Genomic DNA, 17670 nt, shown 5'->3' with positions numbered 1-17670 from the left:
CCCGTCGTCGATGACGAGGATCTCGATCTCGTCCACGCCGTCGATGAAGGCGGGGATCGACTCGAGAACCGAGGGCAGGGTCTCTTCCTCGTTGAGGCAAGGGACCTGGATGAAGAGCTTCATGTACGTCCTTCTCAGGTGACGGGCGCCCGAAAGGGATCGCGCGTTCAGCGTGACTGACCGCGCCGCGGCGCGACGGAATTCTAACCGACACCTCGGTCGCTCCTCCCGGAGGCCAGGCCTGGTGTCTCGTGACAGGGCCGGCCAGCCGCGCTCGGTGCCCGACGTCGACGCTCCTCACGGGAGGCTCAGGGACCCTCGATCGCTTGGGTCACACCGTCACACCGTCACACCGATCCAGACCGAGGGAGCAGATGGCGGTCACCGCCCGCTGTCGCTGCGGGCCCACCATGGTGGCTGGGCTCGCGAGGAACTCGTCCGCTGATTCGTCCGACCGGTCCGGATCAGTGCGCCAAGGACACGATCGCGAAGGTGTCGAATCTGCGGACCGCCAACCGCGGGTCTGCCGCAGCCTGTTCGGCGGCGGCGAGTCCGGGCTTCCTGAATTGATCGGGAGTCGGCCACGCCGAAGCACTCCACCGGAGGTCGAAGAACGGAATGACGACGGTGTCGGCGTATCCGCCGGCGAGGACGCGATCAGCGGCGTCGGCGAAATCTGCATCGGCGATCAAGAGCTTGGTCACCGGTTCCGGCCAGAGCGGCCGGGCAGCCGCGAGAGCCTTGTCTCCACCCACGTTGTAGGCGTGCACTCGCAGCATCGGCGCCAGGTAGTTCGCGAGGTAGTCGTTCTCCGACTCCGCGTTCGGGGCGAAGACGACCCGCGAGTCGCGCGGGATCGCGTGGCGCATCTCGGTGAGAACATCACGGTCGAAGGCCCTGACCATCTCGGCGCGAGTGGCATTCGTCTTGATGATCACGGGCGCCTGGGGCGCGATCTCGATCACCGCGAGGACGCACAGTCCGACGGTCGCAAGTCTTCGTACCCCGCGCGTGTCGAGCGCCAGCAGGTACTGCGCGCCCAAGCCGGCGAGGAGCAGCAGAGCGACCCGGGAAACGGCTAGCCATCGGTACGTCGCCCGGGTGGCGTCGAAGCCGGGGACGTGCTCGTACACCCAGGTCGTCGGAAGCTCGAGAACCGCGCTCTTGGCCGGCATCAGGTACGACTCGTACGTGACGGGGATCGTGAGCGGGCCGCGAACCTCGTGCACCTTGAGTGATGGTCCGAGGCTCAGCCCGATCGCCAGCAGAGCGACGAGCGCCAGCGGCACGACCAGCTTCTCGCGCTTTCGCCAGACCAGGAAACCGACCGCGGCGAGCACAACTACGCCCCACCCGAGGTAGTTGTATCGCGCGTTCGTTCCATCGCCCCACAGGAGCTCAGGCCTCACACCCACCCCGGTGAATACGGACCACCAGACCGCGTCCGAGGGCAGCGCGAGCGTGGTGAGATCCGCACCCATGGCCCGGAACAGGTCGATCGAGGACTTCTCCCAGGATCCGGCGCCGGGCACCGCCAGCCGATAGACCAGAAATGCGGCGACGTTGACCAGCATGAATCCGCCGACTTTGATCCACGCCTGCCGGGACCTGATCGCAGCGATGACCAAGAAAGCAAGGATCACGCCGACGGAGAACTGTGCCATGAGAAACGCGTAGCCGTCGAGCGCGAGCATGAAAGCTACCGAAAACCACCAGCCGAGCAGCGCGAGAAGCCGGCTCGCTACCCGCCCGGTCGCGATTCGGTCCGCCAACCTGAGCTGGACAAATATCGCCGCGGGGAGGAGCGCGACCCCCCAGAACGTCGAATTGAAGCCGACCATCCCGACAAGACTCGGGCCGGCGAGATACAGGGTCGCAACCAAGAAAGAAAGGACGCGACCAAGACCTACCCGACGGGCCAGAAGATTCGCTCCCGCGAACGCGACGATCATCAACGAGATGGCGGTGCCGGTATAGGCCCACGCGGCCGTAAGGCCGAGAACCCGAATGAGCACCGAACCTATCGCCACGAACGCGATGCCGTTCGCGATGGAACCTCCGCCGGGGCCCCCGACGAGACCGCACTGGCCATGCGCGAGGTTTCGCAACGACAGCGAGCCACACTCGTCGAGGCCGACCAGGAAGAACCATTCGGTCGTCGAGGAGATCAAGCCCGGCACCTGACCGTGCAACGCCAGCAAGAACGCCACGGCGGCGCCGCTCGCGAGCCCCTGCACCGCCCGTGGTGATCGAATACGTCGAAGGGCGCGCCATGCGCGCGATCGACGCTCGGGCGACCGCGGTGGGCCGTCGACAGCTCGTACGAACTCGTCAGGTGGGAGCTCGCGCTCGGTCACCCGCGGCCCAGGCCTGCGACGGTCATGCTCGCCAGCACGGACTTCAGATGCCCCTCGAACACATCGCCCCCCAGGTTTCGCTCGACGTGCGCGCGACCGGCCTCCGAAACCGCCGTCCAGAGCTCGTCGTCGCGGAAGGCTTCGACGACCCCGTGCGCGAACGCCGCGCCGTCATCGCACACCCAGCCGGTGACACGGTGCTGGATGCTCATGCCCTCGGCCGCGACCGACGTGCCGACGACCGGCACCCCGAAGCTCATCGCCTCACCGACCTTCCCCTTGATGCCCGCGCCGTACCGCAGTGGCGCGATCGCCACGCGCGCCCGGGCGTAGACGTCGTCGAGCTCGGCGACCCAGCCGCGGAAGACCACACCCTTGGGTGCCAGCTCGATCAGGTCCTCCGGCGCCGATCTGCCCACGATGGTCACGACCACCTCGGGGAGCTCCAGGTGGATCAGTGGCAGCACCTCGAGAAGGAACCACCGGATTCCGTCGGCGTTCGGTGGGTGCGCGAAGCTCCCGAGAAAGACGATGCCGGTCCTGTTCGTCGTCCCGGACGCGACCTCGTGCGGTGTGTGGACGTTCGGAACCATGTGGATCCGGGCGTCGGGGACCTCCGCCTGGAGGAACTTCTGCTCGAACGGCGACACGACGATCGTCGCGTCGGCCGCCCGCACGAGCGCGAGCTCGAGCTCGCGGGTCGCGCCGGCGCGCACGAGGCCGGCCTGGTCGCCAGAGAGCTCCGCCTCGCGCTCCTCACGCAGGTGGTGCAGGTCGATCGTGTCGAACACGAACGGCACCCCCGGCAGGCAGCGACGCACCAGGAGCAGGTACGGCCACGCCATCGTGATGCGGCACGCGATCACCGCGGCGATCTGTTCCTTGAGCTCGGCGAACCGGGTCTCCAGCGGGGTGTCTCCGTAGAGGACCTCGATGCCCGCACGCGCGAGCCGTTCGCCCCACACGTCACCGCGGTCGCGATTGTCGGGTACGAACAGCACGCCATAGCCGAGCCGACGCAGCGTGAGCAGCATGCCGTACATGCGGACGGACCCAGAATCCTCGTCGGGGCGGGGGACGTAGTGATCGATCACCACGACGATCCGCTCGCCGCTCCGGCGGCGGGCGGCGGCCGACACCAGGTCGACCTCGTTCGGCAGCTGTTCGGTGAGCCGGTGGGCCCACTTCTGGCGCAGCTTGCGGCGGTTGACCTCCTGGTACGCCTTGATGCCGACGGCCTCATCGGTTCCATGGGTGATGCCCTCGTGGTGGACCACCACCGAGCGGGGCTCGTAGACCACGCGCAAGCCGGCCTCGCGCACGGCGAAGGCGAGGTCGACGTCGTCGTAGTACGCCGGGGCGAAGTACTCATCCAGGTTGCCGACGGCGGCGAGGACCTCGCGGCGGAGCAGGATCGCAGCTCCCGAGCAGTAGTCGACGTCCCGTTGGTAGGTGTACTGCTCGCGTTCGGGATCGTCGAACTTGCCGTAGTTCCACCCCGAGGCGTCGTCGAAGATGATGCCGCCCGCCTCCTGGAGCCGACCATCGGGATAGACGAGCTTCGACCCGACGAGGCCGACGTCGGGCTGCGAGCCGGTCTCGACCAGCGCCTCGAGCCAGCCGGTCGTGACCTGCGTGTCGTTGTTGAGCAGGACGACGTACGTGCCGCGAGATGCCTCGATGCCGGCGTTGACGGCACCGACGAAACCAAGGTTCTTGTCCAGCTCGACAACCCTGACGCCGGCGACCGAGCCGAGCCTCAACCGCGTGTCATCCGGCGACGCGTCATCGACCACGATCACTTCGAACGGTGTGACACCGGCATGCTGCGCAAGCGAGCGCAGGCATTGCTCCGTGACGGACCACTTGCCATGCACGGGCACGACGATCGAGACGGTCGGCCGCTCGCTCGTCGGGAGCACGAGGGAAGGTACGAGGCCGACGGCGCTTCCCCGCAGGGGATGCTGGGCGCGGCGAGCAACCCGGACGACGCCCCGTCCGGCGGTGCCGTACAGGCCGCGCCGCCGGGTCCCCGCCGGCGCGACGCTCTCGACCATCCGGTAGTAGGCAAGCGTTGCCCGATGCGCACGGGAGTTGCGGATCGTGGCGAGCGCCCGCTGATGGCTCGCCACATCGTCGGCCGCCCGCCGCGCCGACGCGAGGCCGAGGTCCCGTTCGACGATGGCCTGCGCGAGGTCGATCCGCAGCTGGTCGAGGGTCGCTCGGAGCTGGGTCGTGTCGCGGATGCGGTCGTCGCGCGACTCCTCGAGCTGCACGGTGACCTCGGCCACCTGCGAGGTGAGCTCACCCAGCTGCACCCGAGCCGCCTCTTCGCCGGCGTCGAGCTCAGCCAGCCGCGCAGTCAGGGCCTCGACATCCCGCCGGTGATCGTCCCTGGCCGCGAGCAGCTCGCCGTCACGGGTTCGCACGAGGTTCGACTGGTCGTGCTCCGCACGCTGCGCGGACCGCACCAGCTCCAGGTCGACGTCGACCAGCACCGAGTGACGCGGTAGCTCGGGGAGCTGCACGCGGGACGCGGCAGCGAGGTAGTAGGTGGGGGCGTACCCGTCGCGGTCGACCCAGTCTTCGCCCCGACGCTCCAGGGCGAGCACGCCCGCGCCACCGGGCTGGTCCTCGTCCACGGGCTGGATCAGCGAACCGACCGCGACGGCCTGTCCCCAGTAGCGGACGTGCCCGAAGTGCGCGTCCAGCAGCTCCCGGAACTCGGCCAGCGAGAGCTCACGGACGTGGTGCGGGTTGTGCTGGTGCAGCTCCTCGGCGTACACGAGCCGGTCGGGCGTCGACGTGAGGAAGACCCCGTCGTCGGCCAGGACGCGACGGACCCCCGCGACGAGCTCATCGTGTTCGGCCACGTGCTCGAGCGCCTCGAAACAGGTGACGACGTCGAAGCTGCCGTCCGGGAAGCGGGAGAGATCGAGCATCGACCCTTCGACGAACTCGAGTCCGTCGACCTCGGAGTACGTCCGCGTGCTGTGGGCGACGGTTGCCGGGTCGATCTCCAGCCCGACGACGCCGCAGGCGCGCGCCGCAAGCAGCGCGGTGCCGTAGCCCTCACCGCTGGCGAGGTCGAGCACGCGCTTACCGTCGACGAGCGCTCGCGCGAGCAGGTAGCGGTGGTAGTGCTCGTAGACGACCTGCAGGTCGCCGGTCCACGGAACGCAGCGCTCCCCCGTCCATTCGATTAGGCGGTCGGTAACCCTGGGCTGCTCTGGCTGCACGAGCCGTTCCTCCGATGTCATGACACCCCGGCGCTGCCGTTCTCAGGCACGTTCGGCGAGCCTACCTGCGCGTTCGAGCCATTGTGGGGGCTTGCTGGGCCTGCGCCCAGGGGCCCGAGACCGTCGCGAAGCGTCACCTCGAAAGCCGACGCGGCGTAGGTGTTCTCGGCGACCTCACGAGCCGAGCGAGCAAGCCTGACCCAGGCGGCGTCGTCCTGGAGCAGCCGCACGACCTCGCTCGCGAACGCGTCGGCGCCGTCGGCGATCAACGTCGTGACGTCGTGCTCGAGCGGCATCCCCTCAACGCCGATGCCGGTCGCGACGACGGGCACTCCGTACGACATGGCCTCCACGACCTTTCCCTTGACCCCGGCGCCGAAGCGCAGGGGAGCCACCGCGACCCGTGCGCCCGCATAGACAGGCGCCAGGTCCGCCACCCAGCCGAGGAACTCGACGCCACTCGGCGCCAACCCGACCAGCCTCGCCGGCGGCCGCCGGCCGACGACCGAGAAGGTGCACGCCGGAAGGGTCAACCGGATGAGGGGCAGGACCTCTGCCAGGAACCAGCCGACGCCGTCGACGTTGGGCTCGTGGTCGAAACCACCCACGAAGACCACTCCGTCCCGGCCCAGGAGCCCGGACGACTCCGGGAACGCGGGCTGCACCAGGGGAATCACCCGCACGTCGGCCCCTGGGACGAGCCGGCTCAGCAGCTCCTGCTCGATGGGCGAGACCACGAACGTCCGATCGCTCGCCCGAACCAGGGCGAGCTCCAGCTCGCGCGTCGCCGTGCTGATCGGCGACGGCGTCGATCGCCCCGCGAGGGCGTCGGCGCGCTCCTCCCGGAGGAAGTGGAGGTCCACCGTGTCGAAGTAGACCGGCGCGTCGGGCAGGATCCGACGCACCATCAGCAGGTACGGCCACGCGACGGTGGCCCGCGCCAGGATGACCGCGGTGACCAGCTCCCCCATCGACTCGAGTCGCGAGTGCAGATCGACAGGACCGAAGAGCACCTCGATCCCGTTGTCCGTGAGGGTTCTGCCGTAGGCACCGCCGCTGTCGCGATCGTGCGGCACGAACAGCACGCCATGACCGTCGGCTCGAAGTGACAACAGCATCTGCAGCAGGCGGACCGAGCCCGCGTCGCGGTCGGGTTTCGGGACGGCGACGTCGACGACGACTACCCACGACCCGGAGACACGCCGGCGAACCGCCCGCAGCACCAGGTCCGCCGCCGGTAGCACCCGATCGTCGTCGGGCGTGGCGTCGGGCACGCGGGGCAGGTCCTCGTCGTGCAGCACCACCACGGCGGCCGGCTCGAAGGTCATCCGCAACGAACCGTTGTCGCCCGCCGAACGGAACTCGACGCAGCCGCTCGGTCCGTCGAGCACCACCTCGGGAATCGCCGCCGTGCGAACCGCGAACACCGCCGCGGAACAACCATCGATGTCGCGTCGGAAGGCGAACTCCTGGGCGGCCGAGCCGTGGTGTTCGCGATATGCCGCGCGCCGACCGCCGGGCAGCAGCGCCACCCCGGCGTGCCGGACCCGACCCTCGGCCGAGACGATGAGGGCGCCGAACGCCATCGCGTCAGGACGCTCATCGGCCGCCCGAACGAGCGCGTCGAGGCTGCCCGCCGCCACCTCCGCTCGAGACGACAACACGACCGCGAGCTCACTCCGGACGGCGCCTGCGCCCGCGGCGAGGCGGGTCGCGGCGGCAACTGGCGAGGGGATCTCTCCATGCACCAGACGGACCCCGGCGACGGTCCGGCGCGCGGCGGCGGCCGCCGTTGCGTGCGAGAGCAGGATCACCTCGTACGGCGTGGTCGGCGGGTGCCGCTCCAGGGCGGCGAGGCATCGATCGACCCCCGCATCGTGCCCGTCGTCGAGGACGATCACACTCACCCGAGGGGCGCCCGACGAGCGAAGGTCGATGACCGCACCGGCGCTCCCCCGCCCGAATAGCGGGCTGCGCGGCCTCCAGGTGAGCCCGCGAACGCCCGCCCGGTAGGCGCGCCGTCGCAGCGAGCCCGCCGGCGCACAGGTCTCCACCACCCGGTAGAAGGCTCGGATCGTCCGCGCAGCTCGTGAGCGCGGGTCGATCGGCTCCGGGTCGGCCGAACTCATCCCACATTCCGCCGCGACGCGTGAATGGCCCGGAGCCCAGCGGTGAAGCGAAACGTCTTCGTCGCACGCAACGCCCTCAGCTCGGCCTCGAGTCGCGCGACCTCCCTGCGAAGCTCGGGCACCTCGGCCAGGGCCTGGTGCATCTCCTCGACCAACTCGTGAGCTCCCCGAGCGGCCGCGACCGCATCCGCCAGCTCCTGGCGGTGCTGCTCGGGCGTGCCCTCGCGCGGTGGCTCAGGCGCCTCATACCCGTTGGTGCTCGTCTGCACCGCTCTCACCTGCGGTCCCTCCTCAGCGATCATCGGTGTGCCGTTGCGATCTCACGTCATCGACCGGGCTCGAGAGTACTCAGCCGAAGCCTGTCACGAACCGGCTGCGCACCGTGGGCGGACGAAGCGCGTGCCTTCTCGACCATGCGTGCGACCCGCCCGGCGTCCTCCACGATCGTCCGCATGGCGCGGCCGGCCGCCTCAACGTCCGGTTCGGCCCACAGGTCAAGGGTCTCTCCCGGTCGAACCGCACTTCGTGGCGTGCGCAGGACGAGGGAGAACGGAACGAGCAGGGCACGGTCCTCGTCGAGGTAGCTCATCGGTGCCGAATACCCTGTTGCCACGATCGGGGTGCCGAACGAGGCCGCATCGGCGAGCGCGACCCCGTACGCGCTGCGTCGGTGCAGCGAGACGATGCAGTCCACTCGCTCGACGACCCTCCCCTCGGCGCCCTCGCCGACCTCGGCCGTCACCAGCACGACGTCGGTCCGGTCGCCCTGCGCGTGCCTGATCATCTCGATCTGGTGACGCGTCAGTGCAGCGTTGCGGACATGGATCAGCAGTCGCGCATCATCCTCGGGACAGAACGCTCGGCGGAACGCGTCGATGGCCGAACCCGGGTTCTGCTGCTCGACATCGGCCCCCGCGTCGAGCGAGAGCAGGAACAACGGGCCCGAGCCGCGAATCTCGTCGAGCCAGGGCAGCTGGTCGGCCGTCGTGACATCGGCGCCTGCCGTCCGGTGCGGCAGGCATACCAACCTCACCGGCCGCTTCGTGCATGTCTTCAACGCCAGCTCGGTGGTGCGGCTGAGCACCCAGAGCTCGTCGAACAGCTCCAGAATGTGGCGCTCATCAGCACCGACCGACGTGTCCGCGGACAACCAGAGTCCGATTCGGTGCCCCGGCCGCCCCGCGAGTGCCTGCACGATGCGATCCTCCGAGAGGTGCTGCGCATCGACGCACACGATGACATTGTCGTGCACCTGATGCGCGCCGACACCGCGGTGGATCCAGAGCGGGAAGGGTCGCCGATCCTCGCGGAGCGGCTCGACGAGCTCGGTCGGAATCCCCGCTCGCGTCGCCTCCCGTGCGACACGGCGCGCCACCGTCCGCGCCTCGCCGGACGGTTCGGGCTCACCGCACGCGACCACCGACCATCCCGAACGTCGCCGCGCACCGTAGTGCCCGCTCCGTGCGGACGATTCGGGCTCACCGAGCCGGTGGTCACGGTAGAAGTCGACGACCGAAGGATCCGTGTCGAGCCAGCGACGCAGGTACCACGATGCTGCTCCCAGGGGCGACGGGAATCTCCTTCTCAGGTCCGGCCTGCTGCGCCATAACCCGATGTCTGCCGGTGCGAGGCGAGCCCACGGCGCGCACTGGACAGGCGTCCTGAGCCAGCGCACCAGGCCGGCGGGGTCGCTGACGGGATGCGCGGGGGGCGGTTGCAGCGGCAAGGCCCCTGTCGTCGCGTCGCGGTACAGGCTCCGCACGACGGGCGTGAGCACGGGACCGTTCTCGAGCGCCGCGAATCGGTAGGGCTGGGTCCGACGACGGTCGTAGTCCTGCTCGTGAAGGGCGTCGGCATACGCGTGGCACAGCTCCCGGAGCACGGGCCGCTCGCTGAGAAGCACGCGCGGCTGGTCGCCCATGAATCGCGAGAGCAGCCAGGGGAACTTCATGTCGAAACCACTGAAATGAAAGAATCGAAGGGGCCTTCCGGACGCGAGAATCTCGCCGTCCGCGCCGCGGGTCAGCGGTCGCTCATGAGCGTTCCAGTAGGCGACGTTCAGACCCGGATCCCGCGAGATCGCGTGCTCGAAGAGCGCCGGGACCCAGTCGATCCACCGTTGGTCCGTGAACAGCGCGTTCTCGAAGTCCACGACCGCGTCCGTGAGAAGGCGCTCATGCCACCACTCGAGGAACTCCGCCGACCGCGTTCCGACCGCGATGAATCCGAGGTTGTAGATCCCGGAATGCATGATGGTCTTCTCTTGGATCTCGAGTCCGTCGCGGGCGATCGGAGCCAGCGCGTGCGGGGTCAGCACCGTCGCGTGCGCCGTCGCTTCCTCGTAGAGGTCGGTCAGGTCGCCGAGGACCAGGATGTCAGGGTCGAAGTAGGCAACCGCGGAGTATCCCCACCTCAGGAGTGCCTGGAGCATCGATGGCTTCAGCGCTGTCGCCAACTCCATGACGGAGTACATGACGACCATCGGCTCGAGGACTGCCGAGTCCAGCCCCAGGTCGTCGAGCAGGCACACGATGCTGGGGCCCGCCTCCACGCGATCGGCCTCGGTGCCGTCGATGATGAGCGTGATGAAATCGACGCCGGGGTTCGTCTTTCGGAATGAGGCCTCGAGCACTCGGGCGTAGGCAACGTAGTTCCGCGCCACGATCGTGCATGCCGCATACGGCACGGAGGGTTGCTCACTCGACATGCGATTCCATCTGTTCCGGCGGACCGGACAATCTCCAGCGTCTCTGACAGCCGACGCCAGCCGGTTCAACCTCGCGAGCGGTGCGGGACCGCAACTGGCCGCGGGACCTTGATCGAGCGCTCGAACGGTGCGTCCCCCGGGTTGCCTCAAGGAGTCTACTGACGAGTCAAGGGCACCACGGCTGCGCGTTCGAAGGTGTCTCGGACTCCTCCGCGGAAAGGGCCTCTGACGCCGGATGGGCTCGGTGTTAATGTCGGATCGTGACCCCGCTCGAGCTGCAGAACTTCGCTCACCTGCGACGTGCCCGGGATCTGATCGACCGTGAGTACGCGCAGCCGCTCGACGTCGCGACCATCGCCCGCAGCGCACTCATGTCGCCCGCGCATTTCTCCCGCCGGTTCCGCGCGGCCTACGGCGAGACGCCGTACGGCTACCTGATGACCCGCCGGATCGAACGTGCGATGGCCTTGCTGCGGGCCGGTGTGAGCGTCACGGACGCGTGCATGGCGGTCGGCTGCACGTCCCTCGGCTCGTTCAGCTCGCGGTTCACCGAGATCGTCGGGCAGACCCCGACCGCCTACCGGAGCCACGAGCACAGCGCGGTCAAGGCCATGCCCACCTGTGTCGCAAAGACGCAGACGCGCCCGGTCCGGAACGCCTCGAGCCGGATCGCGACCGAAAACCCCGCGGCATAGAGTCACGCTCATGACGATCGCGCTCCAGTACTGCAACATCACCGTGACCGATGTCGACGAGTCGATCGCGTTCTACAGCGACGCGCTCGGCCTCAAGGTGCGGGGCGACGTGGCCTCGGGCGGTTTCCGCTGGGTCACGCTCGGCAGCGACGCGCAGCCCGGGCTGGACATCGTGCTCTCGGTGCCGCACGCCGGCCGCTCGCAGGCCGACGGTGACGCGCTGCAGGAGCTGCTCACCAAGGGCGTCCTGCCGATGATGGTGTTTCGCTCCGACGACGTCGACGCGACCTTCGAGACTGTGCGCGCCTCCGGCGCCGAGGTCCTCCAGGAGCCCCTCGACCAGGCGTGGGGCCCGCGCGACTGCGCGTTCCGCGACCCGTCGGGCAACACCGTCCGGGTGGCGCAGGCACCCGCGGCCTGACCTCTGGGTGGGCGAAGTCTGCCGAACAGCCCGCACCGCGACGACGAACGACAATAACGTCCGACTCACGCCCGGAAGGCTCCTGGCGCATCGCGCCTGATCACCCGGGACGTCTTGTGAGCGCTCGTTTCGATCCCCCGCACGGTTGGCCAGAATCGCCCACCGGCACTGCGACGAGGGTGAGCGGCTCCGCACCGCCCAGAGACGCCACGACGGCAAAAGCCATCGGGTGGGGTGGCCTGGCCGTCGTCGTTCTCGTCGCCGCCCTGCGCGGCGGCTTCATTGGTGCCGCAATCATGTTCGGGTTGTACGCACTCGTTGCGGGACTCGTCGCTGTGGTCCGCGGCAGGGCCCGGTGGGCACAGCTGGGCGGCTGGGCCACTGGCGGGGCGGTGCTCGGGGCAGCACTGGTGGCGATGATCGTTGCGTCAGTCACGGCGCGCCGACGTCCTCGCGACGCGGGCCAGCGCGCCGACGTCAGCCGCCCCGACACCGGACGTCGCGGTCGCCATCTCTGAGGCGGACGGCGACCTAGTCCTTGACGTTGTGGAACGTGCCGCGGCGGATCGCCTGGCGGGTGATGACCCCGACGAAGATCTCGTCACGTGCTGGCCGAGCCCGGGGTCGTCGTCGGAACTGGCAATCCCCTGAAACCGTAGAGACCTGATTTTGCTGGATTCGTGCAGCCGGGCTCCCTCTCGCTGCGTAGGTGGCGCGCCCGCAGTTGGGGTCAAGGCTGGCCGCAGGCCACCCGAAGGGCCTGGCCTTGACGCCGGCGAGGACGGGACCACACTCGGTGCGCGGAGCCGGGTCATGCTGCCGATTCGCGCCGCGAACTTGGAGTTGTTGTCGTCGGAGCGCCGAAAACACGACAACGACTCCCCGTTCGGCGCGCGAGCGAGCCCGAGGTCGGCGGGTCGAGGCCATTCGGTGTCGACGGCGGGTCGAGGCCGTCGGTGTCGATGGCGGACTCGGCCCCTGAGCACCGTGGGGTGGGCGGGGCTCAGTGCATCGCTCAGTGCATCCAAAGTGCAGTGAATGAGGCATTTTGGTGCACTTTCGCTGCACTGAGGGCTGCACTGAGGTCGAGTCGGCCGGCTGCCTGGCGACGGCGGCGAGACGTCACGTTGGCAAGTATGTGCGGAGGTTCGCTGCGATGACCCGGTCGAGAAACCGGTCGGGCAGCATGCGCGTCAGGCGGGTCAGGGCAGCGCCGTGCGCCCGCACCGCGCCGACGGAACAATAGTCTGATAGCGCAGTCCCCGATGGCATTCCTTCGCCATCCGTGAACGTTCAGGCCGACTGGACCGCCGCAAGGTTCGCCAGCAGGTCGCCGTCGAGTCTGTGGACCTCGATCTCATCGAGCGCGCGAGCGTGCAGCCGCCGGTAGAACTGCAGGGCCGGCTCGTTGGTGCGCAAGACCCACCACTCGAGCCGACCGCACCCGCGCTGTACGGCCAGGTCCGCGAGGTGACCCAGCAGCGCTCGCCCGAGCCCGCTCCCGCGATGCTCGGGCCGGACGTACAGGTCGTCGAGATGGATGCCCGCCTGGCCCAGCACTGTGCTGTAGGTGGAGTAGAACAGCGCGAATCCGGCAGGCTGCCCGTCGATCGTCGCGACGACGGCCTCCGCTCGCGGTCGAGGGCCGAACAAGGCTTCCGCCAAGTGATGCGGCTGGGCTCGGACCGGACCGGGAAACTCCTCCACCGCCGCGAGGTCGAGGATGAACTGGTGCAGCACGTCGATGTCGCCCGGCTCCGCAGGCCTGATCACCGGCGCTGCGCGGAGGACGTCGATCTCCGAGTTTTCCATGGGACATGGTGCGCTACGAATCAGTTCAGGGACACACCGGCTTCGCCGGCTGAACCGCCGCCGGAACCGTCACCCGCCACGCCGTCACCTCGAAGTCCACCGAGTACCAACCCCGAGGCCCGGCCGGCTGCTGCAAGAACAGCACCGGCTCCTCGGCGGTCCCGAGCTTCTTCGCGGTCGCCCCGGACCCCGCCAGCCGCTGGTCCAGCGGCGGTCCGCCGACCTCCACGTCCGCGGCTACGAACGAGGCGTCGCCCGAGCACGCGGCCACCGTGGCGACATTCTTCGCGGACAGCACGTCGTCGTGCGCGAAGTCGCTCTCCTTGGTTCGGTCGGCGTTGATGAAGTTGTAGCCGAAGCTCATCTCCATCGGCACCGCGAACGCCATCCAGGTGTTCGGGAAGAAGAAGCCCGGGGGGATGCCGGCCGCGTCGGCCGACCAGTACACCGGGGTGCTGGGCTTGCCGACCAGGTCGGCGATCTCGTGCGTCATCGTGTAGGCGCCACGCATGTAGGTGTCCTGCGTCGTCACCCGCAGCGTGGGCGCGGTCGGCGGAACCACCAGGGCGAGCAGCACCAGGCCGACGCCGGCCGCCACGAGCTCGGTCGAGATGACCTTGCCGCCCTTGACGTTGATCCACGAGACCGCACCGCGCACCAGGAGCGTCAGCCCGAGGAACGTCAGGACCGTCAGCAGGGGCAGCACCTCGCTCACGAGGTACCGGTCCCAGTAGAGGTAGAACGAGTGGGTCACCGGGGCACCCATGAACCGGATCGAGTGCAGCTTGATGAAGAAGATGACCGTCAGGCCCGCGGTCATCACCACGGCCTGCTCGGCGCGCTGTCGGACGAACGCGGTGGCCGCAAGGGCCACGACCCCGCCCACGACGAGCCACGAGCCCATCCGCTGCAGGATCGTCCAGACCTGTCCGCCGTCGAGCACCTGCCGCACGACGAAGAAGGCGAGCAGCGCGGCGAGGCCGACGAACACGATCTTCGAGGCCCATTCCCGGCGCCCCTCGACGCCGGCGTGCCCGGCGACCCAGCGCACCAGCACGGTGCCGGCCACGAGGAACACGGCGACGGCGAGCACGAGCACGACCGCCGTCGCCGGCGTCGGGTTGAACAGGCTGAAGTCCTTGATCCGTGCCCAGAGCGACTCCGAGACCATGTCCTGGAACTGCATGACGACGAAGTACGGCCGGATCTTGCTGATGCCGTACCAGTACGCGATGAGCGCGGCGAGGGTGCAGGCCGCGGTCACCTTCCACAGGGCCAGCGCGACGCCGCGCCAGGCGCGCACCAGCAGGACGAGCACGAGCGCGCCGCCCAGCGGGATGAGCAGCATCCCGCCGGAGCCGCGGACCAGGCTGAGCGCGAGCATCGCGACGCCGGTCCCGACGATCGCCGGCAGGTCGCGCCCGCGGTCGGCGCGCAGCACGCGGAGCATGAGGATGAGCCAGAGCAGCAGGATCGGGGCGTTCAGCGACTCGCTGCTCGGGAACGAGGAGTACCAGACGGCGTGCACGCTCACTGCCACGGCTGCGGCGCCCGCGAGCGCGAGCCACCGGTCGGCGCGCAGGGCCATCAACAGCCGGGCCATGGCGAGGACCAGCACGAGCCCGGTGGCCGCCATGCCGATCGTCGTGTGCGCCGGCCCGAACAGGAACGTCGAGACGGCCAGGTAGGACGGGAACAGCGGCGGCCACGACGCGTGCAGCACGCCGGTGCGGACGAACTCGTTGGCCCAGTTGACATAGGCACCCATGTCGCCGACCCACGAGATGAAGTTGACCTCGCGCAGGCGCAGCAGCGCGGCGACCCCGAGCACGCCGAGCCACCCCGCGCCGTAGGCCAGGTCGGTGCGGCTCGCCTGCAGGCGCCTGACCGCGGGCCACATCCGCCCGCGCACGACGGCGACCACGGTCGCGACCCAGGCCGCGACCACCACGCCGAGTCCCCACCACCCGAGCCAGGCCCACGCGGTGACCGCGAGCGGCAGCCACAGCAGGCCGTGGATCGCGGCGTCGACCAGGGCTGCCACCCAGCCGTCGGCCTTCTCGCGGAGCAGTACCGCGGACGGCAGCCCGAGCACGATAAAGATGACCCCGAGTACTGCAGTGGCCCCAGCTACCTCGCGCACTCGAACAAGCCTCTCGTCGTGGGTTTGCGCTGATCGTCCAGCGCCGCACGCCGGACGGTGCGTTCCCCCTGCGAGGCCCGCGTGCGTCAACGCGCGATCCTACGCGGCGAGGCTGGGGGGCGTCCGCGACGCGGTCCACGACACTCCCCGGCGGAGTGTTGACACGGTCCGCAGCGCGCCGAAAGGATCGGACCCGCGAGGGCGCGGCGCGCGACAACGAGGCGTAACGCCGCAGGTGGGACCGACAAACAGGGGTAAATCGTGAGCATCGACGTGCGCAGCGTGGGCGAGCTGGACCTGGCGCGAGCCGGCGCGGAACCGAAGACTCCCTCGCCCAGCGCGTGGGAGGACGAGGTCCTGTACTTCCTGCTCATCGACCGGTTCTCCGACGGGCGGGAGAGCATGCCGTCGTCGTCCCAGCCGCCCGCCGCAGACGCCGACACGCCGCTGTACACCCCTGCTGACAACGGCGGGGCGGTCCAGACCCCGGACGACGCCGACCGGTGGCGCGAGGCGGGGCGGTCCTGGGTGGGCGGCACCCTCGCCGGGATCCGCAGCAAGCTCGACTACCTCGCCGGCGTCGGCATCACCGCGCTGTGGATCAGCCCGGTCCTCAAGCAGAGCCTGACCCCCGTCGCGGCCGGGGTCGCGACGAACTACCACGGCTACGCCACCCAGGACTTCCTGCAGGTGGACCCGCACTTCGGCACGGCTGACGACCTGCGCAACCTGGTCAAGGACGCGCACAACGCGGGGCTGCGGGTCATCCTGGACGTGGTGCTCAACCACACCGGTGACGTGTTCGCCTACCAGGCGGACGCGCCCTGGGACGGCACGGAGCACGCCGTCGCCGGCTGGCGGGACGACGGCCAGCTGCTGCCCTTCACCAAGGAGGCCGCCGCGTCCGCGTGGCCTGACGGCGCGGTGTTCCCGGCCGAGCTGCACGAGCCGAGCACCTTCACCCGGCGCGGGTACATCATCAATTGGGACCACGCCCCGGAGTACGTCGAGGGCGACTTCCAGCGGCTGAAGGACATCACCCACGGCTCCGGCCCGACCGACCAGTACGTCCCCTCCCCGGCACTGCGGGCGCTGACGACGGCGTACTGCTGGTGGATCGCGTTCGCCGACCTCGACGGGTTCCGGATCGACACCGTCAAGCACATGGATCCGGGCGCGACCCGGTACTTCGCGTCCGCCGTGCACGAGTTCGCGCAGTCGATCGGCAAGGACCGATTCTTCCTCGTCGGGGAGATCACCGGCTCCCGCGAGCAGGCCGTGGACACCATGGAGCTCACCGGCCTGGACGCCGCGCTCGGGCTCGCCGACGTGCAGGCCCAGCTCGAGGCGACCGCCAAGGGCTTGGGCGACCCGCGCGGCTACTTCGACCTGTTCCGCAACTCCGCGCTGATCGGCAAGGAGTCGCACACCTGGCTGCGCAACACCGTCGTGACCTCCTACGACGACCACGACCAGGTCCGCAAGGGCCCCGTGAAGGCACGCTTCTGCGCGGACGACGACGGCCCCGCGCTTGCCCTCGCGGTGCTCGCCCTGAATGCCACGACGCTGGGCATCCCGTGCGTCTACTACGGCAGCGAGCAGGGCCTGGACGGCACCGGCGGCGGCGTGGACGCCGACCGGTACATCCGGGAGGCGATGTTCGGCGGCAAGTTCGGGGCCTTCCGCAGCCGGGGCCGGCACGTCTTCGACGTCGCGAACCCGCTGCGCCGCGAGCTCGCCGCGGTGCTCGCCGTCCGGCACCAGGAGCCCGCGCTGCGCCGCGGCCGGCAGTATCTGCGGCAGATCTCCGGGGACGGGGTCACGTTCGGCTTCCCGTCCGCGCTCGGCGGCGCACGGGTGCGCAGCATCATCGCCTGGTCCCGCCTGCTCGCGGGCCGGGAGGTGCTCTGCGCGATCAACAACGACCCGCACGCCGCCCAGGGCGCCTGGGTCACCGTCGACGCCGAGCTGCACGACGTCAGCGACACCCTGAGCTGCCTGTACCGCAGCGACAACGGGCCACGCACCCCGCTCACCGTCGTCGCCGGCGACCGGGTTGCCGTGCGCCTGGACCTGCCGCCCGGCGGCGTAGCGATCTACGCCCGCTGACCCCCACCCCAACCGCAACCCGCAACCCGCAACCCGCAACCCGCAACCCGCAACCCGC

General features: G+C 69.6%; 11 protein-coding genes. 4 read left to right on the top strand and 7 right to left on the bottom strand.

Annotated elements, in window-relative coordinates; genetic code table 11:
* Positions 1-464 precede the first annotated feature (464 nt).
* The 5 genes from VIM26_RS26140 to VIM26_RS26120 form a co-directional block, all read right to left on the bottom strand.
* Positions 465-2237, bottom strand: coding sequence for a hypothetical protein (locus tag VIM26_RS26140; RefSeq protein ID WP_331956257.1), 1773 nt, complete (start codon positions 2235-2237; stop codon positions 465-467).
* Positions 2238-2353: 116 nt separating this feature from the next.
* Complete coding sequence (locus tag VIM26_RS26135; protein ID WP_331956256.1) at positions 2354-5596, bottom strand: glycosyltransferase; 3243 nt, start codon at positions 5594-5596, stop codon at positions 2354-2356.
* A 17-nt stretch (positions 5597-5613) separates the two neighbouring features.
* The gene (locus VIM26_RS26130) at positions 5614-7725 is read right to left on the bottom strand and encodes a glycosyltransferase (RefSeq protein ID WP_331956255.1); all 2112 of its coding nucleotides are present in this window, start codon (positions 7723-7725) and stop codon (positions 5614-5616) included.
* Positions 7722-7994, bottom strand: a complete 273-nt coding sequence (locus VIM26_RS26125; protein WP_331956253.1) for a hypothetical protein — start codon at positions 7992-7994, stop codon at positions 7722-7724. The genes VIM26_RS26130 and VIM26_RS26125 overlap by 4 nt, the downstream gene beginning before the upstream one ends.
* 56 nt (positions 7995-8050) lie before the next feature.
* Positions 8051-10432, bottom strand: a complete 2382-nt coding sequence (locus VIM26_RS26120) for a hypothetical protein (protein ID WP_331956252.1) — start codon at positions 10430-10432, stop codon at positions 8051-8053.
* Positions 10433-10692: 260 nt separating this feature from the next.
* On the opposite strand from VIM26_RS26120, the gene VIM26_RS26115 reads away from it, so the two are divergent.
* The 3 genes from VIM26_RS26115 to VIM26_RS26105 all read left to right on the top strand — a co-directional run bounded on the left by VIM26_RS26115 (position 10693) and on the right by VIM26_RS26105 (position 12066).
* The gene (locus tag VIM26_RS26115; protein ID WP_331956251.1) at positions 10693-11127 is read left to right on the top strand and encodes a helix-turn-helix transcriptional regulator; all 435 of its coding nucleotides are present in this window, start codon (positions 10693-10695) and stop codon (positions 11125-11127) included.
* Positions 11128-11137: 10 nt separating this feature from the next.
* On the top strand, positions 11138-11548 hold the full coding sequence (locus VIM26_RS26110; RefSeq protein WP_331956250.1) for a VOC family protein: 411 nt from the start codon (positions 11138-11140) through the stop codon (positions 11546-11548).
* A gap of 179 nt (positions 11549-11727) precedes the next feature.
* Entirely contained in the window at positions 11728-12066 is a 339-nt protein-coding gene (locus tag VIM26_RS26105; protein ID WP_331956249.1) for a hypothetical protein, read from the top strand.
* Positions 12067-12841: 775 nt separating this feature from the next.
* On the opposite strand, the gene VIM26_RS26100 is transcribed toward VIM26_RS26105, so the two are convergent.
* A complete protein-coding gene (locus VIM26_RS26100; RefSeq protein WP_331956248.1) occupies positions 12842-13360 on the bottom strand; it encodes a GNAT family N-acetyltransferase in 519 nt (172 codons plus the stop codon).
* Positions 13361-13385: 25 nt separating this feature from the next.
* Complete coding sequence (locus VIM26_RS26095; protein WP_331956247.1) at positions 13386-15503, bottom strand: hypothetical protein; 2118 nt, start codon at positions 15501-15503, stop codon at positions 13386-13388.
* Positions 15504-15764: 261 nt separating this feature from the next.
* Here VIM26_RS26095 and VIM26_RS26090 point away from each other — a divergent pair, with 261 nt between their 5' ends.
* The gene (locus tag VIM26_RS26090) at positions 15765-17612 is read left to right on the top strand and encodes an alpha-amylase family glycosyl hydrolase (protein ID WP_331956246.1); all 1848 of its coding nucleotides are present in this window, start codon (positions 15765-15767) and stop codon (positions 17610-17612) included.
* Positions 17613-17670: the final 58 nt, after the last annotated feature.

The sequence above is a fragment of the Pengzhenrongella sp. genome (genome assembly GCF_036565025.1).
Classification (GTDB): Bacteria; Actinomycetota; Actinomycetes; order Actinomycetales; family Cellulomonadaceae; genus Pengzhenrongella.
Note: the sequence above shows the minus strand (reverse complement) of the source record. Positions and strands in the feature narration are given on the sequence as shown.